16 protein-coding genes and 1 rRNA gene are annotated in these 17707 nt (G+C 37.6%); 5 read left to right on the plus strand and 12 right to left on the minus strand.

Features of this window, described 5'->3' with window-relative positions; genetic code table 11:
- Positions 1-64: 64 nt before the first annotated feature.
- Positions 65-787, minus strand: a complete 723-nt coding sequence (locus I573_RS09970) for a DUF4811 domain-containing protein (protein WP_016186568.1) — start codon at positions 785-787, stop codon at positions 65-67.
- The gene (locus I573_RS09975) at positions 784-2262 is read right to left on the minus strand and encodes an MDR family MFS transporter (protein ID WP_016186569.1); all 1479 of its coding nucleotides are present in this window, start codon (positions 2260-2262) and stop codon (positions 784-786) included. Before I573_RS09975 ends, I573_RS09970 begins: the two co-directional genes overlap by 4 nt.
- A gap of 142 nt (positions 2263-2404) precedes the next feature.
- Between I573_RS09975 and I573_RS09980 the strand changes: the two genes are divergently transcribed.
- A complete protein-coding gene (locus I573_RS09980) occupies positions 2405-2878 on the plus strand; it encodes a MerR family transcriptional regulator (RefSeq protein WP_016186570.1) in 474 nt (157 codons plus the stop codon).
- A gap of 24 nt (positions 2879-2902) precedes the next feature.
- Here the strand turns inward: I573_RS09980 and I573_RS09985 are convergent, their stop codons facing one another.
- Entirely contained in the window at positions 2903-3580 is a 678-nt protein-coding gene (locus tag I573_RS09985; RefSeq protein WP_016186571.1) for a TerC family protein, read from the minus strand.
- 333 nt (positions 3581-3913) lie between these two features.
- On the opposite strand from I573_RS09985, the gene I573_RS09990 reads away from it, so the two are divergent.
- Positions 3914-4810: a LysR family transcriptional regulator gene (locus I573_RS09990; protein WP_016186572.1), complete on the plus strand. Its 897-nt coding sequence runs from the start codon at positions 3914-3916 to the stop codon at positions 4808-4810.
- Between the two features lie 8 nt (positions 4811-4818).
- On the opposite strand, the gene I573_RS09995 is transcribed toward I573_RS09990, so the two are convergent.
- The 6 genes from I573_RS09995 to guaD form a co-directional block, all read right to left on the minus strand.
- Positions 4819-5844, minus strand: coding sequence for an NADH:flavin oxidoreductase/NADH oxidase (locus I573_RS09995; protein WP_016186573.1), 1026 nt, complete (start codon positions 5842-5844; stop codon positions 4819-4821).
- A 58-nt stretch (positions 5845-5902) separates the two neighbouring features.
- Positions 5903-7315 (minus strand): ABC transporter ATP-binding protein, encoded by a 1413-nt coding sequence (locus tag I573_RS10000; RefSeq protein WP_016186574.1) that lies wholly within the window; start codon positions 7313-7315, stop codon positions 5903-5905.
- Positions 7312-8010, minus strand: coding sequence for an energy-coupling factor transporter transmembrane component T (locus I573_RS10005; RefSeq protein WP_016186575.1), 699 nt, complete (start codon positions 8008-8010; stop codon positions 7312-7314). Before I573_RS10005 ends, I573_RS10000 begins: the two co-directional genes overlap by 4 nt.
- An 11-nt stretch (positions 8011-8021) precedes the next feature.
- Positions 8022-8606: an MptD family putative ECF transporter S component gene (locus tag I573_RS10010; protein WP_016186576.1), complete on the minus strand. Its 585-nt coding sequence runs from the start codon at positions 8604-8606 to the stop codon at positions 8022-8024.
- A 155-nt stretch (positions 8607-8761) separates the two neighbouring features.
- Positions 8762-10096 (minus strand): uracil-xanthine permease family protein, encoded by a 1335-nt coding sequence (locus I573_RS10015; protein ID WP_016186577.1) that lies wholly within the window; start codon positions 10094-10096, stop codon positions 8762-8764.
- Positions 10096-11463 (minus strand): guanine deaminase, encoded by a 1368-nt coding sequence (gene guaD, locus I573_RS10020; RefSeq protein ID WP_016186578.1) that lies wholly within the window; start codon positions 11461-11463, stop codon positions 10096-10098. Before guaD ends, I573_RS10015 begins: the two co-directional genes overlap by 1 nt.
- Positions 11464-11749: 286 nt before the next feature.
- Here guaD and I573_RS10025 point away from each other — a divergent pair, with 286 nt between their 5' ends.
- From I573_RS10025 to I573_RS10035, 3 genes are read left to right on the plus strand one after another with little or no spacing between them, the layout of a single operon-like run.
- Positions 11750-13126, plus strand: coding sequence for an amino acid permease (locus I573_RS10025; RefSeq protein ID WP_016186579.1), 1377 nt, complete (start codon positions 11750-11752; stop codon positions 13124-13126).
- Between the two features lie 59 nt (positions 13127-13185).
- Positions 13186-14037, plus strand: coding sequence for an NAD(P)H-hydrate dehydratase (locus I573_RS10030; RefSeq protein ID WP_016186580.1), 852 nt, complete (start codon positions 13186-13188; stop codon positions 14035-14037).
- Positions 14038-14087: 50 nt separating this feature from the next.
- Entirely contained in the window at positions 14088-14630 is a 543-nt protein-coding gene (locus I573_RS10035; protein ID WP_016186581.1) for a DUF2179 domain-containing protein, read from the plus strand.
- A 33-nt stretch (positions 14631-14663) separates the two neighbouring features.
- Here the strand turns inward: I573_RS10035 and glmS are convergent, their stop codons facing one another.
- The 3 genes from glmS to rrf form a co-directional block, all read right to left on the minus strand.
- Positions 14664-16475 (minus strand): glutamine--fructose-6-phosphate transaminase (isomerizing), encoded by a 1812-nt coding sequence (glmS, locus tag I573_RS10040; RefSeq protein ID WP_016186582.1) that lies wholly within the window; start codon positions 16473-16475, stop codon positions 14664-14666.
- A gap of 129 nt (positions 16476-16604) precedes the next feature.
- The gene (locus tag I573_RS10045) at positions 16605-17462 is read right to left on the minus strand and encodes a YitT family protein (protein WP_016252707.1); all 858 of its coding nucleotides are present in this window, start codon (positions 17460-17462) and stop codon (positions 16605-16607) included.
- Between the two features lie 61 nt (positions 17463-17523).
- Positions 17524-17639: ribosomal RNA gene (gene rrf / locus I573_RS10050) — 5S ribosomal RNA — on the minus strand.
- Positions 17640-17707: the final 68 nt, after the last annotated feature.

Consider the following 17707-nt stretch of genomic DNA (forward strand, 5'->3'; position numbering starts at 1 on the left):
TTATTATAAGCCAAGGTAAAAAAAGAAACCATTCATCTTTTCAAATGAATGATTTCGTTTACGTTTATTTTGCTTTGACTTCTGCCAATGCTTTTTGAATAGCTTGTGCTTGAAATTCAGCTGTCGCTTTTTCAGTCACTGCCTTTTGTTCAGCAGCTGACAATTTAGGATTTTTCTTCATCGCTGCCATGACTTGTTCGGTTACATACGTTTTACCGTCCTTAGCTAACTGATCTTTTTGTTTTGTCATCAGTTCACCGAATGCTTTTGCTTGATCAACGGTTAATTCAGTCCAAGTTTCTGGTAAATAAAAGGTATTGTGTTCTTCAACGAGTTCGTGATCGTTGTCTGCAATGCCAAATAACAAGCGTGCCCAATCACTTTTATACTCCCAATACGTTTTGTTCTGCACTAATTTTGCTTGATCATCTTCTGCTTTTTTTACCGTATTTGTGACATGATCCGTCCCTGTTTTAGCCGGTTCTTTTTGATCTTTTTTCGTATTATATAAGTATACTTTTTCAGATCCATCCCCTAAAGGCTGATACATTAGCACATCGACACCGTCACTATTGATTGAACTATATAGCGGTTGACCACTATTTTTTGTTTCTACGGTAACTTTTTCCATCCCAAAATGGTTGGAATAGTTTAATGTGACAAGGACTAAGCTTCCAATAAAAATAACCCCTAAAATAGTGGCGATTATATTTTGGATCACCGATTTTGCAAAAATAAAACTTCCTGCAAATAATAGAGCACTAATCACTAAAATTACTAAAATCATTTTGCGATCACCTCCTTCTCAGCTTTCGTTGCCGTTACTTTACTTGAAATAAAGAACGCAATAAAGAGTCCTACCACACTGAATCCAACGGCTACTAAAAAGGCTGCATGATACCCATCTAACATAGCAGATGTTGCTTGTGCTTTATAAGCTAATGGTGTAGCATCTAAAACTGCTTTTTTAGGCATTGAATCATTGATTCTATTTGTTAAGACACTAATTAAAATCGCAGTCCCTACTGAACTTGCTACTTGTCTAAATGTATTGTTCACAGCCGTACCATGTGTGACTAATTTTTGTGGTAAAGCGTTCATTCCAGAAGTCGTAACTGGCATCATAACCATTGAGATCGCAAACATACGAACTCCGTATAATACGATAATATAAATAACTGGAGTCGTTTCAGTTAAAAACATAAATGGCGCTGTTGCTGCTGTAAGTAAAAACATTCCGGTAATCGCTAAACGTTTCGCTCCGATCTTATCAAAAATAATCCCAGTAATCGGCATCATTACCCCTAGTGCTAATGCACCTGGTAATAACATCAATCCAGAGTGGAATGCAGATTCGCCACGGATATTTTGAATATAAAGCGGCAATACCATTTCAGCTCCAATTAAAGCCATGTTTGTTACACCAGATAAAATAGACGCAATCGTAAAGATCGGTGATTTAAAGACACGTAATTCTAAAAACGGTGTATCTAATTTTAATTGACGAATACTAAAAATCGTGATCACAACGATACCTACGATCATAAATGACCATACTTTGGTACTTCCCCAACCATCGTCACCGACACTTGAGAAGGCATAAAGCAGTGATCCAAACCCGACAGAAGACATTAGAATCGACGGGATATCGATTGCAGGATTTGACAATGGAATCACGCTCTTCATCATGAAAAAGGCTAAAATTAATACAATAATGACGATTGGAATGATCATTCCAAATAGATCACGCCAAGAATAGTTGTCAATGATCCAACCAGATAAAGTTGGTCCTAAGGCTGGAGCTAGACCGATAACGATTCCGGTCGCGCCTAAAGCCGCACCACGTTTTTCTGGGGGAAAGATCGTTAACATGATATTTTGCAATAACGGAATCGAAATACCCACACCGGCAGCTTGAACTAAACGTCCTGCTAAAAGCATTGGGAAATTTGTCGCCGCAAAACACATGATTGTTCCGATTAAAAATACGGTCATTGACCATAAATACAACGCACGAGAAGTGAATTTGTTCATCATCCAAGCAGAAATTGGGATCATAATCCCATTAACTAATAAAAAACCTGTAGTCAACCACTGTACAGTCGCCGCAGTGATATCAAATGTTTTCATTAACGTTGGAAATGCAGTTGTTAATAATGTTTGATTTAGTACTGTACAAAATGTTCCAATTAATAAGACAGCAACTAATAGCGTCCGATTATACGGTTTACCATATATATCGACAGCTTGATTTTCTTTCATGGTGGTCCATCCTTTCGTAACTCAAATTCTTATGCAGCATGCTATACTTTAAACTGTTTTTTATTCTTTGTCAACTAACTTGACACACTTGGAAATAAAAGTATAATCGAGGTAGATAAATTATCAAGAAAGAAGGATAGTCATGTTCTCGACCTTACGAAAATGGTTAGAAAGTGATGAATTACGAATCGGAATCAGTGAACTGAGCAAGATGAGTCAAACTTCTCCGCGTCAATTGCGCTATTGGGAAGAAAAAGGATACATTACTTCGATCAATTCAGATTCATCTGGGCACCGATCTTATCGATTACAAGCAGTCGTGACGGTCGAAATGATCAAATACTACTTAGATCAAGGCTTTACTTTAACGAAAGCTGCTGAAAAGGCACAAGACCGCCTTACAAAAGTGCAACATATCCGAACTGTTTTTTCAAAATTCATTAAGGATTCGGAAGTGATTGATGATCGATATGTCTTATTTACGATCGGTAAATTTGAAGAAAAAAATGAACGATTATTAATTGTTCATGATTTAAAAAAAGATACTTTAGACTATCATGTCATTGTCGGCTGTGATCCTATTGATTATGCTGCCTATTGTACAAAAAAAACTTGAGTTCAAAAAATGAACTCAAGTTTTTTAACGTGTGGAAACTAATTTTTTACGTCCAAGTAATTGATACAGCAAAAATAACACGACACAAAAGACAAGTGGAACCACAACAGTATGACTGATATTTGGTACAATATGGTTGATAAAATCAGCAGTCAAATGATCTTCAACAAACATTTTTCCAGCTGTATAGGCAATCAATAAGGCTCCGATCCAAACTAAAATAGGAAAACGATCCATAAGTCCTAATACTAATTGACTGCCAAAAATAATCAAAGGAATGCTGATCGCTAATCCTAATAATGCCAACCACTGATTATCTGATGCTACACCTGCAATCGATAAGATATTGTCTAAACTCATAATCAAATCTGCTAGCATAATCGTCCCAATTGCTGACATAAACGAAGTCGTTCCTTTAGACGTATCCTTAGCATCTTCATTGGCGACTAATAAGTCATATGCAATATAAAACAGTAATAAACTGCCAATAATCTTAACATATGGGATTGCTAGGATTTGAATCGCCACAATCATTAAAAGCACACGTAACACAATCGCTCCAGCTGTTCCTATAAAAATAGCCTTTTTACGGCTTTGTTCATCTAAGCGTTTCGTAGCCAGTGCAATCGCCACAGCATTGTCCCCACTAAGCACGATATCTAATAAAATAATTGATAAGACTTTTGTTATTACTTCAATCACGTATGTATTCCCCACTTTCCATATTCTAACCTGCTTTAGAATAGCAAGTTCTATGCTGTCGGTCAATTTTTTTTCACAAAAAAAACGAATAGCAGATACTATTCGTTTATTTATCTAGACGATATCGTCTACTTTCAAGTCGCATAAAAAGCAAAAAACAGAATTGGCAGATTCTATGCTTTGCTTTTGGATCAACCTGTTCGAAAGGCAATGATCATTTATTTGGCTCGTTTTGTTTTACAAGCACTACTTTACTCCGATGAAAAAACTATAGTCAAATTATGAAACTATGATAAAATATTTTTATATGAAGTAAAAAAGGCTGGTATAACAATGAATTTTAAAGATATCGAATACTTTCAACAATTAGTTACCGAAAAAAATTTCACAAAAGTCGCAAATTTTTTTCAAGTAAGCCAACCGACCGTCACATATGCTATCAAACGAATCGAACAAGAACTTGGTGTGGTCTTATTTATAAGAGATCAATCTCACCATAAAGTAGAATTAACCGCTGCAGGAAAGCTGTTTGCCCATCATGCAACGAGTTTATTAACAGAATGGAAACTGGCAAAAAAAGAACTTCAACAACTTAGCGATGAGAAGATCCGTTTTGGTCTTCCTCCCATCATTGGCAACTATTTTTTTCATGAATTTTCACAAGCATTACTAGAAGAACAGTTGCTTAACTATCTTGAGCTTGTTGAAGGTGGTTCAAACGAATTAACGAAACGATTAAAAGCTGGACGATTGGATATGGGTGTTGTCGGGTCCATTCACCCCTTACGCGATACCCACTTGATCAGTGAAGTATTGATGATCCGAGATTTTGTGATCGTCGTCAGTCCAGATCATCCGCTAGCTACTCGTTCTTCTGTATCCTTTCATGAGTTAGCACAAGAAGAATTTTTATTGTTAAACGAGCATTATATCCATCCTATGGCACTCCAAGCCTTTGCTACTCAAGCGCATATCAATCCATTGATTCGCCATCAAGGACAAGATTTGGCTATTTTAAAAAGTATGATTCGTGCTAACATTGGAATTGGATTTTTGACCGAACTTGCCATCTTTAAAGAAGATGGCTTGATTCAAATTCCGATTACCGACCACGATCAACCACGTTTTTGGGTATCTTTAGTGCGTAGTCATGAAGCACCAGAATCTGGTATACGCACACAATTAATCGACATTATTCGATCGCTTTTACATGAAGAAAAAACAGTCTAGCTAAATAGCTAGACTGTTTTTTTAAAGCGAATTCCACGCGTATATTGCTTAGGAATAGCAAGTTCATATCCTAAAGTTTGAGCAGCATGGATCGGCCAATAAGGATCAGCCAATACACCACGTCCGATTGCGACCATATCTGCTTGACCACTTGCAATGACACCGTCTGCGAAGATAAATTCTTCTAAACGTCCCACTGCAATCGTTGGCAATCCAGTTACTTTTTTTATTGCAGAAGCTGCTTCAAGTTGATACCCTTTTGGTGAAACAGCAGGACCTACCGTACTTTCACCGCCACTACTAACATGGAATACATCCACACCAGCTGCTTGATAGGCTTTTGCTAGATCGCATCCTTGTTCTAAATCATAACCATCTGGTGCGTATTCCAATGCACTGATTCGAAAGAACAGCGGCATTTCTTCTGGCATTACCGCTTTTACAGCCTGAATTACTTCGACTCCAAAACGTGGTAATTCTTGGTATTCATCTACCCGTTGATTCGTACGCTTCGATTGAAACTGATGAATCAAATAGCCGTGAGCTCCGTGTAATTCAATAAAATCGACACCAGCTGTTAAGGCGCGAATTGCAGCTGCTTGAAATTTTTGAACCATAGCTTTTGTTTCTTCAGTAGTGAGTGCATGTGGCACTTTGTACTCTTCTGAAAAAGCCAAAGCAGATGGGGCTACGATTTCTGGAGCATCTTCTGCTTTTCTACCCGCGTGCGCTAATTGAATGCCTATCTTCACGTCAGGTTCTAATGCTTTGATCGACGCAATCAATTCTTTAAGTGGAGCAATTTGTGCATCTTCCCAAAGTCCTAGATCATGATCTGTAATTCGTCCTTCTGGTGAGACATCTGTCATTTCAATAATAATGGTTCCGATTTGACCCACTGCTCGACTGGTATAATGTTGCATGTGCCAAGCATTGACTTGGCCATCTTTTGCAGAGTATTGACACATTGGGGGCATGACAATACGGTTTTTTGTCGTCATTCCTTTGATAGTAAATGGTTGAAATAGATCCATATCCAAATTCCTCCTTAAGCCTTCTATTCATTCTAGTGTAGCATACCTTGTATCTTTTTTATTCCATTCGGCGATCTGCTGCGATTTGTCCTTGTTCAAAATGCAACAAGCGATGACAAGTCTGATTTATAAATTCTTGATCGTGACTAATCACAAGTACCATCACACCTTCAAGCGCAAGTTCTCTTAATAATGTACTGACTTGCATCATATTTGCATAATCCAATCCGCTTGTCGGCTCATCAAACAATAAAATCGTCTTGCCAGATAAAATCGCACTAGCAATCACCACCCGTTGCTTTTCACCACCAGACAACGTATGTGGATGACGGTCAAGTAATGCAGTCAAGTTAAATCGTGTACAAATCTCATCAAAACGCTCAGGTAATTTCGCTTTTTCTAATAGTTCTTTACGGACCGTTTCAAAAAAGAGTTGTAGATTCACATCTTGCATCACAAAAAAACAAGCATCGATTCGCATTTTTTCTTTGGCTACTTGATCATTCATAAAAATCTTGCCTTTTTTAGGCCGCATCAGACCGGATAGTACTTGAAAAAAAGTGGATTTCCCTGCTCCGTTATCCCCTGTGATTCCAATGATTTCTTGGTTTGTTAATGTGAGTTTGGGGATCGACAATGCCACTTGTGTTTGTTTTCGATAACGATAACTGATGCGATCTAACGTAATGGTGATCGAAGAGGGGATTCCTAGTTTATGCACTAACGATTGTTTAGATGCTTGTAACTCGCGTAATCCTAACTCGATTCGTTGCGCATCGGTTAATTGCACGATTTGCGCTCTAGTTAACGCTACTTTTAAATGTCCATTTTCTAAGACAAAAAAGTGATCCGCGATATCTAATAAATAGGCAAGTCGATGCTCTGCAATCAAAATCGTGACGCCTCGTGCTTTCAATTGGCAAAGTGCTTGTTTTAAACGGGCAATGGCCGCAAAATCCAAATTACTTGATGGTTCATCTAGCAATAGTAAATCTGGTGCTAACATAGTAGCTGCAGCAATCGATACTTGCTGTTTCTGACCACCAGATAACGCAAAAACACTTGCTTCTAGTATCGGATCCAAAAAAAATTCTGCAGCTTGTTGCTGGACACGCATGTTGATTTCGACTGAAGGATAACCAAAATTTTCCATAATAAATGCCAGTTCTGAAATGACATCCGTGGTAAAAAAATGTGTTTTTGGATTTTGAAATACCACACCGAATCGTTCAATGTACGCCGCAAAATCGGTTACCGGCAACACTTGATCCAATACACTCCATGTACCAAGAACTTCTCCTTCATAAAGTTCTGGATAAAGTCCATTTAATACATTGAACAATGTAGATTTTCCACTTCCACTAGGACCACAAATCACCACGCACTCTCCTTTTGGAATTGAAAAGGTCAAGCGATCTAAAATCTGGATGTGATCTTTCGTGATAAAACTCGCGTTTTCTAATGTAATCATTTTACCCACATCCTTATCACCAAACATAATACAACAAAGACCATCAAAGTATAATCATACCATTTTAAACGTAAGGTATAATAACTTGTATGTTGCAACGGATTGCCTAACCCTCTCACTAAAGCGGTCGCAGATAAATTTAATGATGTTTCTTCAGCCGATAGTAACAATGGAACAAACAAATATTCCATTGTTTGCAACGGATGCCGAAATAGCGAGAAGAAAGAAACGGCAATCCCACGAAACTTCATCGCACGTCTTACATAAAGCATTTCTTTAATTGCCATCGGGAAAAAGCGAAATAAAATAGCAAGTGGTACCAATACTTTAGCTGGCAAGTGTAGACGTTGTAACGCAGCGAGCCACTCACTAATTTTCGTTTTATCTAATGCAAACGTCACGGCCATGACTGTAGGAAGTAACCGACGATTTCCAACAGCTAAAAAATCCAATAAAGCGCCAATAAACGAAGGCACATAATAAAACAAAAATTGATCGGCTACCCATAAACCTACAAAAACACCCACAAATAAGAGCCCTTTTTTAAAACTTCCACTTGCCACTAAACAACTAAACATAATGCCGATCATAACGCATTCTAATGTAAAGGATAACGGAAACATTAGCGAGATACTCGCAAAAAAGACCACACACAGTTTACTACGTGGGTCAAATTTTAGATAATTGTAAGTCATACGACCTCCTATTATGCTGTCTTTTTAAAATGTTTATGAAATAAATAGCTTCCTAGATAAAAACCGAAAATCGCTCCAACTACCACTAAAGCTAGACTTGCATAGAACACATTCATCGTAACGTGTTCAAATACTTTATCTAGATACGCTTGGTCTTTCCCTCTAGCAATCAAAGAAGCTTGATAGGCATTTTTCATAAACCATAACGGTAAGATTGGACCCATTAAGCCAAAACTAAAGACAACATAGCTCACTAAAGTACGCATTTTTTCAGGTAATTTCGTTTTATTTTGAATAACATCCGCTAAAAAAGCAAATAAGATATTCGGTACTGCTGCGAGTGGAAAATGGCCGGTAAATAAAAAAAAGATCCCTACGACGCTTCCCATGATCGTGATTGCTCCAAATTTTGGTACGCGTTTGATCAATAATAAATACACGATTCCTGTAAACATTGCACTCACACCAGGTATAAATAAATTATGAAAACCAGGAATTACGAAACGTAAGACCAATAGACAGACACTCATCATCAAGAAATAAATCGCAGTATAGATCCCTGTTGCAATCAAATCTTGAACTTTTAATTTGTTCATGTTGATTTTTCCCCTTTAATCGCCAAATTTCTTTGACCGTTCATTTTCGGAAATAAAGATGTATTTCCAAGTGTTCAGTATATCACAACTACCGTGAAAAAGTACGGCTACACGCTTTTTTCACGATAAAAAAAGAGCAGTTTTCACTGCTCTTTTTAAGCTACCGTTTTCGTAGCTGGGATCAACTTATTCATCACAATCGCTACGATGGCACTAATCGCAATTGGAGAATCTAATAAATATTGAATAAACTGTGGTGCAGATTCTTTTACATTTGTTGGCATAAACAACAAGCCAATCGCACAAATCAATGGTACTCCGATAATGTACAATTCACGTTCAGAAAATTCTTCGTTTTTGATGACTCTAAATCCACTTAACATAATGATTACACATACGACTGCAAAAACGCCACCAATTACAGCAGTTGGAATCGCGTTGATCAAACTTGATAATTTCCCTAAAAATGACAATGCAATAAACCAACCAGATGCCATAATGAAGACTTTACGACTGGCAACCCCTGTGATCGAGATAATTCCAGCATTTGTAGAATAACCGGTAACCGGTGTCGTTCCAACTAATGCAGCAATTAAACAGCCGATCCCTTCACCGATCACACCTTTATTGATTTGTGTATCCGTCAACGGCTCTTCAATTACCGCACTTACTGCATACCATGTTCCCGTTGTTTCGGCCAATAATACTAAATAGATCACCAACATCGTTAAAATAGCTGATAAATCAAAATGCACGCCATAGTTGATAAAGGCCACTTTAGGTAGACTAAAAAATGGGGCTTGCGCTACAGTACTTGTATCAAAACCACCCATGAACGATGCGACGAGCGTTCCACCTGCTAATGCAATAATGACTGAACTGATCCGGAAGACTTTACCTAAATTAGGGAAATAGACCCCTAACATGGAAAACAAAACTAAAATAGCTGCTGTAATAATAGCTAGAAAAATATTTTGATTGATCGATAAACTCTCGCTTGATACATAGATATTACTCGTAAAAGCCGAAGGTAACAATGTTAATCCTACGATCATAATAATCGTACCACTTACAATAGACGGAATAAAATGACGTACGATGTGTTTATAGATTCCAGTAAATCCAAGTAACACAACAGCTGCTGCGCCAACTAAACTAGAACCAATCACGGTATCCATTCCCTTTGATCCTAAAAAGATCCCAATGATCGCACCTACTGGAACAAATGATGGTCCTTGACAGACCGGTAATTTTAAGAAAAATAATACTTGAATCAAAGAAGCAATCCCTGCTCCTAAAAATGTCGATTGAATCAATCCTGATGCATCATTTGACGACATCGCAATCGCTGTGGCAATAATAAATGGTGGTACGTATACGTCCATCGCCAAGACGTGTTGTAATCCAAGTAATAGCGCTTGGCCATATGGAATATCGTCATTGACGCCGATCGTTAAGTTACTTTCTTTTTGTTTTGCAGTTGATTCCACTATTTTTCCCCCTGTTTTTCGTGAACTAGTTTTCCCTGAACAAAAACTTGACGGATATTGCTTTGATCGGCTAGATACACAATTCTAGAAAATATTTCTTCTGGTTGTTGAAATGCAAAATGAGGCAAACGATTTTGTGCATGATTTGGATCAATTACTTGCGCATCAAAACTAAATCCTTCTTGAAAACAGCCAATATTTAAATCCAATGCTTGACCGCTTGCTGTCGTAGCAAGATAAAAAGCTTCTACTAAAGAGACACGCGAATCCGCTAAGCCTCCTCTTTTTGCTAAAGGTTTATTTGCATCAACACCTTCTTCTAACATGCGGCTACTCATCACAACTTGACGAATATTTTCATACAAGCTTGGTGAAAAACCACCAGAGATATCCGTACCAAGACCTACCGTAACCCCTTGTTTTTGCAAGCGTTTGACGGGCAACACACTATTGGCAAAATAAGCATTTGAAATTGGACAATGGGCTACTGATGCACCATGATCATGGAAAATTTCACCATCTTCAGGTGTCAGAAAATTACCGTGTGCCATAATCGACTTTCGGGTCAATAATCCAAAATCGGCCAATACTTGGGTATCTCGTTTTCCAAAACGTTCATATACGTGCTCATGCTCCCACTGACTTTCACTACAATGTGATTGTACATGGACTTGATATTTCTCAGCTAATTTTCCTAATCCAGCCAAAACTTCATCAGAGCAACTCGGAACAAATCTTGGTGTAATCACAGGATAGATTCCTTGCGGATAATCTAACTCACGCACAGCTTTGATAAATGCTTCCGTATCCGCCAATGCTTGTTTGGCATTGATATCTCGATACGTTTCAGGTGTTGTATCTGGATGATCCATCACCACTTTGCCTACCAATGCTCGTTGGCCTAATTCACCACATAATGTTCCAAGTAAAATGCTTGATTCTTTATGGACTGTCGCAAAATACAATACAGTCGTCGTGCCTCGAGAAAGTAAATTTGTGACTAAATCGGTATACACTTCTTTTGCAAAATCTACATCCGCATATTTCGCTTCTAGTGGAAATGTACATTGATCTAACCACACTTCAAGTGGTTCATCTAACGCAATTCCGGCTTGTGGCCACTGTGGGGCATGTACGTGTAGATCGATCAATCCTGGAAATAAGAAACGCCCTTTAGGAACGACTACTGTTTGCTCAGCTTCAGCAAACCATTCACGTTTTAACTCGTCAAAACTGGATTCTTCTTGTCGAATCATCTTAACAATCGTACCAAATTCATCTAATGCAAACAATGCATGTCCATAATCTAATGTATGCGCTGAAGGTGTATGGAAATAATCCCCTTCGATTACTTTACTTATTTTCATGTTATCCGTCGGTTCCTTTCAACTAGATTCTCCTATTATAATCTCTTGATCATATTTTTCAATAATTTTATTTAAAAAAGTGTTATTTTTTGTGTTTTTACGCTTAAAAAACACAAAAATACGAACATTAATTGGATACTATCTTATAAATGTAAATTTAATGAATATTTAGAAAAAATAGTTAATTTATTCTCATTTTATTTTCATGTTTATACACAGAAATTTGCATATAATTTTCATTTAAGTATAATTAGACTATTGTAGTAACGAATGAAAGGATGTTTTGATGGCGTTAGAAAGAGGATTAAGTAATCGACATGTACAGCTAATCTCCATTGGGGGCGCAATCGGGACCGGATTATTTTTAGCATCGGGAAAATCGATTGAACTTGCTGGACCATCGATCTTGCTTGTCTATTTGATTGTTGGATTTTTTATATTTTTGATTATGCGTGCATTAGGTGAATTATTATTATCAAATTTAGATTGTCATTCCTTCGTAGATTTAGCCGAACATTATTTAGGAAAACGTGCTGGATTTATAACTGGTTGGACGTATTGGTTTTGTTGGATCAGTGTTGCAATGTCTGACCTTACCGCAACAGGGATCTATATGCGTTACTGGTTACCGGATATGCCGCAGTGGGTTCCAGCCTTTATCGTGTTACTGAGTTTAATGGCGTTAAATTTATTATCTGTAAAATTATTTGGAGAAATCGAGTTTTGGCTAGCACTGATTAAAATTTTAGCTATTGTTGCCTTGATTATTATTGGGGGTTATATGATCGTAACTCAAATGGATTTTGGAACACATCAAGCCAGTTTTAAAAACCTCTATCGTTTCGATGGTTTTTTCCCTAAAGGTTGGGTAGGGTTTATTCTAGCCTTCCAGTTAGCTGTTTTCTCATTTACCGGAGTCGAATTGGTCGGGTTAACTGCGGGTGAAACCAAAGATCCAGAAAAAGTATTGCCAAAAGCGATCAATAATATTCCTATTCGTATTTTATTGTTTTACATTGGATCGTTAGCGGTGATTATGAGTGTGCATCCTTGGAAAATGATTGATCCTTCAAAAAGTCCATTCGTGACTGTATTTTCGACAATCGGAATCGCTGGTGCGGCGACAATGGTCAATTTTGTTGTGATCAGTTCTTCAATTTCTGCATGCAATAGCGCGATTTTTAGTACAAGCCGAATGCTTTATGGTTTAGCTGAAAATAATCACGCTGGTACGCGTTTTGCCAAGGTCAACGAACGAAAAGTGCCAAGCAATGCGTTGTATTTATCTAGCGTTGTTATCGCGTTAACCGTCGTTTTAAATTATGTAATGCCCTCACATGTTTTTAACTTGATTGCTGGTATTTCTACAGCTTGTTTCTTATTCATCTGGGCGGTTATTTTAGTCTGTCATTTGCGCTATTTGAAGGTGACAAAAGAAACGAATGGAACAAGACCAAAGTTCAAATTACCATTTGGACGAATCGCCAATTATACTAGTTTAGTCTTTTTAGCTTTGATCGTGGTCATCTTAGGAATCTTACCGGATACGCGTATTTCGTTGATTATTACACCACTATGGTTTATTAGTCTTTACGTGATCTTTAACTTAAAATTCAAATCCGTATCGTTTGAACACAATCAAACGCTCAATGATCAAGAATAATTCAAAAGCGATGAGAAATCATCGCTTTTTTGGTACAGTAGAAAAAAGGAGGTTCTTTAATGGAAACTTTAACAGTAGATTTATTGCATCGTGTGATCACGAAACGTCCAGAAAATAGTCATAAAGGTACTTTTGGTCATATTGTTATTGTAGGTGGAAGTGCACAATACGGCGGAGCGGTGATGATGTGTGCAAAAAGTTGTATTTATAGTGGCGCTGGATTGGTCAGTGTCGCGACAGATCCACATAATCACGCAGCACTCCACGCTCAACTTCCCGAAGCGATGGTCTTAGATTGGCAAGATCAATCTCTCTTGTTCAATCAAATAAAAGCAGCAGATGTTGTCGTTATTGGACCTGGAATGGGTACTGATCCGTTAGAACAAACTAGATTATTAGAAATTTTAGCACGCCAAGAACAACAATTATTCGTAATCGATGGTTCAGCCATTACGATGTTAGCAAAAACACCCTATGCCTTTAACTATCCTGAACGCGTCGTCTTTACCCCACATCAAAAGGAATGGGAACGACTCAGCAAACTTCCTATCGACCAACAAACCGATCAGCTAAATAAACACTGCCAAGAACAGATGAACAGCACTGTAGTTGTCAAAAGTCATCGTACCACCATTTATTCGCCCACAAAAGATTATCAAAATCCCTTAGGTAACCCTGGTATGGCAACAGGTGGTATGGGCGATACGCTCGCTGGGATCATTGGCAGTTTTCTGGCACAATTTTCTCATGTTCCACTAAGCGAACGCGTTGCTGCAGCTGTTTTGATCCATAGTTATATTGGTGATCAACTTGCCAAAACTCAATATGTCGTATTGCCTACAGCCATTACAGCTTCTTTACCTGAAACAATGAAATTCTTCTCAGAAAATGAAGCTTTCTCAGCATTTTAAAAGCTTTTTCACTCTTTTTTTGATAGGCTTAGGTTAAAGGAGTGTTTTTATTGGATATTAAAATTTTATTGATGACGTTTTTCATCAACTTTTTCTACGTAACAATTAGTACGATTCGATTTATGCTAACGATGAAAGGCTACCGTCTAGTTGCTCCTTTACTTAGTATGATTGAAATTACGATTTATATTTTAGGACTCTCTCTTGTCTTAAATCGCTTAAGCAATCCACTGAATTTATTCGTCTATGCCTTAGGTTACGCAGTCGGTGTTAGTATTGGGATCAAAATCGAAGATCGTTTAGCACTTGGATATATTATGACAACTGTCATTTTACCAGCTGATACAGAAGAAGAAAAAGCTTTACCTAAAGTATTAAGAGATAATGGCTATGGCGTCACACAAAGTCATGCCGAAGGATTATCTGGTGAACGATTGGTATTGGAGATCTTATCTCCACGTAAAAATGAACGTGACTTGTATCAATTAATCAAATCAGTTGAAGAACGCGCCTTTATCATTACTTATGAACCTAAGTATATCTCAGGTGGATTCTGGACAAAAAAAGTACGCAAACGTCAAAAAAATACGTAAAAAAAGACTGGAGAAACTCTCCAGTCTTTTTTCTTATTCTACCGTAACAGCTTTCGCTAGATTACGTGGTTTATCGACATCATATCCACGATGTAGTGATGCATAATAAGCGATTAATTGAGTCGGTACGACCGTTACCAGTGGTGTCAAGAATTCATGAACATTTGCCATGACCAATTGATCGGATTCTTTTGCAAGGGCTTCGCTTGCAATCACAAATGTATTGGCTCCACGACTTTCCACTTCTTTCAGATTTCCACGTGTGTGTGGCCCTGTTAGCGTATCTGTAATCAATCCAAAAACAGGTGTACCTTCTTCAATCAAAGCAATCGTTCCATGCTTCAATTCACCTGCCGCAAATCCCTCTGTTTGGATATATGAGATTTCTTTTAATTTTAACGCAGCTTCCATTGCAACATAATAATCTGCACCACGTCCGATATAAAATGCATTGCGTGTTGTTTCAAGTAATTGTGCCATTGCTTGATCAATGACTTCTTTTTCATTAATGATCGTATCCATCGCATTGGCTGCTAATCCTAATTCGTGTACGATATCAAAATCACGCGCTTCTTGACGATCTAATTTCATCCCTAGTGCTTTTCCTAAAAGATTCATTAGCGTTACTTGCGCCGTATAAGCTTTTGTTGAGGCAACAGCAATCTCTGGACCTGCATGTAATAACAAGGTATACGTCGCTTCACGTGATAAAGTGGATCCGGCAACGTTTGTAATGGTTAACGCTGGTAAATTCAATTCGTTGACTTTCACTAATACTTGGCGACTATCTGCAGTTTCTCCACTTTGTGTCAAGAAAATAAAGAATGGGTGTTTAGATAACATCGGTAAACGATATCCTACTTCACTTGAAACATGAAGTTCTACTGGAATCCCTGTCATCGTTTCAATTGCATGCTTCGTTGCCCATCCAGCATTATAACTTGTCCCACAAGCAACCACATAAATACGGTCACTTTGACTCATATGAGTTAATAACGCATCATCAATCGTTGTTTGTCCGTCTTCTGTTACATAGGTTTGTGCTAGACGGCGTAATACAGCTGGTTGCTCATCGATTTCTTTTAGCATATAAAAAGGATACATGCCTTTTTCAGTATCTGAGGCATCTAGTTGGGTCACAAATGCTTCACGCGTAATTTCATGGCCCGCTTGATCTTCAATTTGAATACCATCTGCATGAACAAAGACCAATTCACCATCATTGATTTCAACGAAACGATCCGTCTGTGTCAACATAGCCATTGCATCACTACAAATAACATTAAATCCTTCACCTAATCCAATCAATAAAGGACTTTTATTTTTGGCAACATAGATCGTTTTACTATCTTCACTATCGATCAATGCAAATGCATAGGATCCTTTGATTTCTTTTAATGCACGACGAAACGCTTTTTTCGTAGTCATTCCTTCTTTTTCAGCAAAGTAAGCGACTAAATGAACTGCAATTTCAGTATCGGTTTCTCCAATAAAAGTATCTTCAGCTAAAAAGTTCGTTTTTAATTCATCAAAATTTTCAATCACGCCATTATGGACTAGTACAAATCGGCCTGATTCTGAAGTATGAGGGTGCGCATTGGTTTCGCTTGGAACTCCATGCGTTGCCCAACGTGTATGTCCGATTCCCATTGTCCCGTTGATTTCTTCTGTTAATTTATCTTTTAAGTTTTGAATTTTTCCTTTTGATTTTACTAAATGATTCGTTTTTCCATCCGCTAAAAAAATACCTGCTGAGTCGTACCCACGGTATTCTAATTTATCTAAACCATGTAATAAAATATCTTTTGTTTGTGGATTTCCGATTACTCCTACAATTCCGCACATCTGCAAAAAACCTTCTTTCATAATTGGTATACTCTATATTTATACCATAAAAAACTGTTTTTACAAGTTTTAAGACCAAATTTTCATTTTATTTTTTAAATTGGTATATATCATTAAAAAAGAGAACGCCTAAGCATTCTCTTTACTTTCTTCCATAATTTGATGGGTGAACCCTTCACCGATTACATTTTGTACTTCATTTACAATCACAAAGGCTTCAGGATCGATTCGATTGATGATTTTCGTAACCGCAAGCAACTGTGGACGACTAATGACAATATATAATACTGGGCGTTCTTGTTTCGAATAATATCCTTTTGCATCAAATACCGTAATACCACGTTGAATTTCTTGATCGATCGTATACGCAATTTCTTCGTGATGTTTGGAAATAATGGTTATAGCTTTTTTCGGATTGAACCCTTCTAATAAGTAATCCAATACCTTTGTTGACACATATAAAGAGACGATCGTTAGGATCATACTTTCGATCCCAATAACAAACACCGAGACCAATACCACTAAGATATCAATAAATAATAAGGCATAGCTGACGTTCCAACCTAAAAACTTGTTTAAGATCTTTGCCACGATCGCACTACCGGCTGTCGTACCATTTCCTAGCATAATCAATCCCATACCGATTCCCATTAAAAATCCAGCTGCTAATGCGGCTACGATTCGTTGATCTGTATAAAAATGCCAGTCATGCGTTAGATTTAAAAAGAAAGACATAAAAGCCATAGCTACCAATGTGTACAATACAGTAGCTCGATCTAAAAATTTCCAACCAATTAATAATAATACCCCATTTAGCGCTAAGTTCGTCCAAGCTGGTGCCCAGTGATAAAGATAGTATAAAATCATTGTGATCCCAGTTACTCCACCCTCACCAAGATCATTGCTAATCGCAAAATAATTAACAGAGACTGCAAAAATAAATGCGCCCAATAAAATTTGAATCAAGTTTCGTACAATACGTTTCATCTTATCCCCTCCAAAAATAACTATAAAAAAATAAGCAAGAGCACAGGCTCTTGCTTTGTTTGCATGGCGACGTCCTACTCTCACAAAGGGAAACCCTTCACTACAATCGGCGCTAAGAAGCTTAACTTCTGTGTTCGGCATGGGAACAGGTGTGTCCTTCTCGCTATCGCCACCACACTATGGTGAGCTTATTCACTCAAAACTGGATTGAAGTACTTCATCAAAACTCGTCGAGTTTTTCATTT

The organism is Enterococcus sulfureus ATCC 49903 (genome assembly GCF_000407605.1).
Taxonomy (GTDB): domain Bacteria; phylum Bacillota; class Bacilli; order Lactobacillales; family Enterococcaceae; genus Enterococcus_G; species Enterococcus_G sulfureus.

What these genes read in the sequence shown, in the direction of transcription:
- I573_RS09970 (WP_016186568.1), bottom strand. Translation starts at nt 787, where the DNA reads ATGATTTTAGTAATTTTAGTGATTAGTGCTCTATTATTTGCAGGAAGT.
- I573_RS09975 (WP_016186569.1), bottom strand. Translation starts at nt 2,262, where the DNA reads ATGAAAGAAAATCAAGCTGTCGATATATATGGTAAACCGTATAATCGG.
- I573_RS09980 (WP_016186570.1), top strand. Translation starts at nt 2,405, where the DNA reads ATGTTCTCGACCTTACGAAAATGGTTAGAAAGTGATGAATTACGAATC.
- I573_RS09990 (WP_016186572.1), top strand. Translation starts at nt 3,914, where the DNA reads ATGAATTTTAAAGATATCGAATACTTTCAACAATTAGTTACCGAAAAA.
- I573_RS09995 (WP_016186573.1), bottom strand. Translation starts at nt 5,844, where the DNA reads ATGGATCTATTTCAACCATTTACTATCAAAGGAATGACGACAAAAAAC.
- I573_RS10000 (WP_016186574.1), bottom strand. Translation starts at nt 7,315, where the DNA reads ATGATTACATTAGAAAACGCGAGTTTTATCACGAAAGATCACATCCAG.
- I573_RS10005 (WP_016186575.1), bottom strand. Translation starts at nt 8,010, where the DNA reads ATGACTTACAATTATCTAAAATTTGACCCACGTAGTAAACTGTGTGTG.
- I573_RS10010 (WP_016186576.1), bottom strand. Translation starts at nt 8,606, where the DNA reads ATGAACAAATTAAAAGTTCAAGATTTGATTGCAACAGGGATCTATACT.
- guaD (WP_016186578.1), bottom strand. Translation starts at nt 11,463, where the DNA reads ATGAAAATAAGTAAAGTAATCGAAGGGGATTATTTCCATACACCTTCA.
- I573_RS10025 (WP_016186579.1), top strand. Translation starts at nt 11,750, where the DNA reads ATGGCGTTAGAAAGAGGATTAAGTAATCGACATGTACAGCTAATCTCC.
- I573_RS10030 (WP_016186580.1), top strand. Translation starts at nt 13,186, where the DNA reads ATGGAAACTTTAACAGTAGATTTATTGCATCGTGTGATCACGAAACGT.
- glmS (WP_016186582.1), bottom strand. Translation starts at nt 16,475, where the DNA reads ATGTGCGGAATTGTAGGAGTAATCGGAAATCCACAAACAAAAGATATT.
- I573_RS10045 (WP_016252707.1), bottom strand. Translation starts at nt 17,462, where the DNA reads ATGAAACGTATTGTACGAAACTTGATTCAAATTTTATTGGGCGCATTT.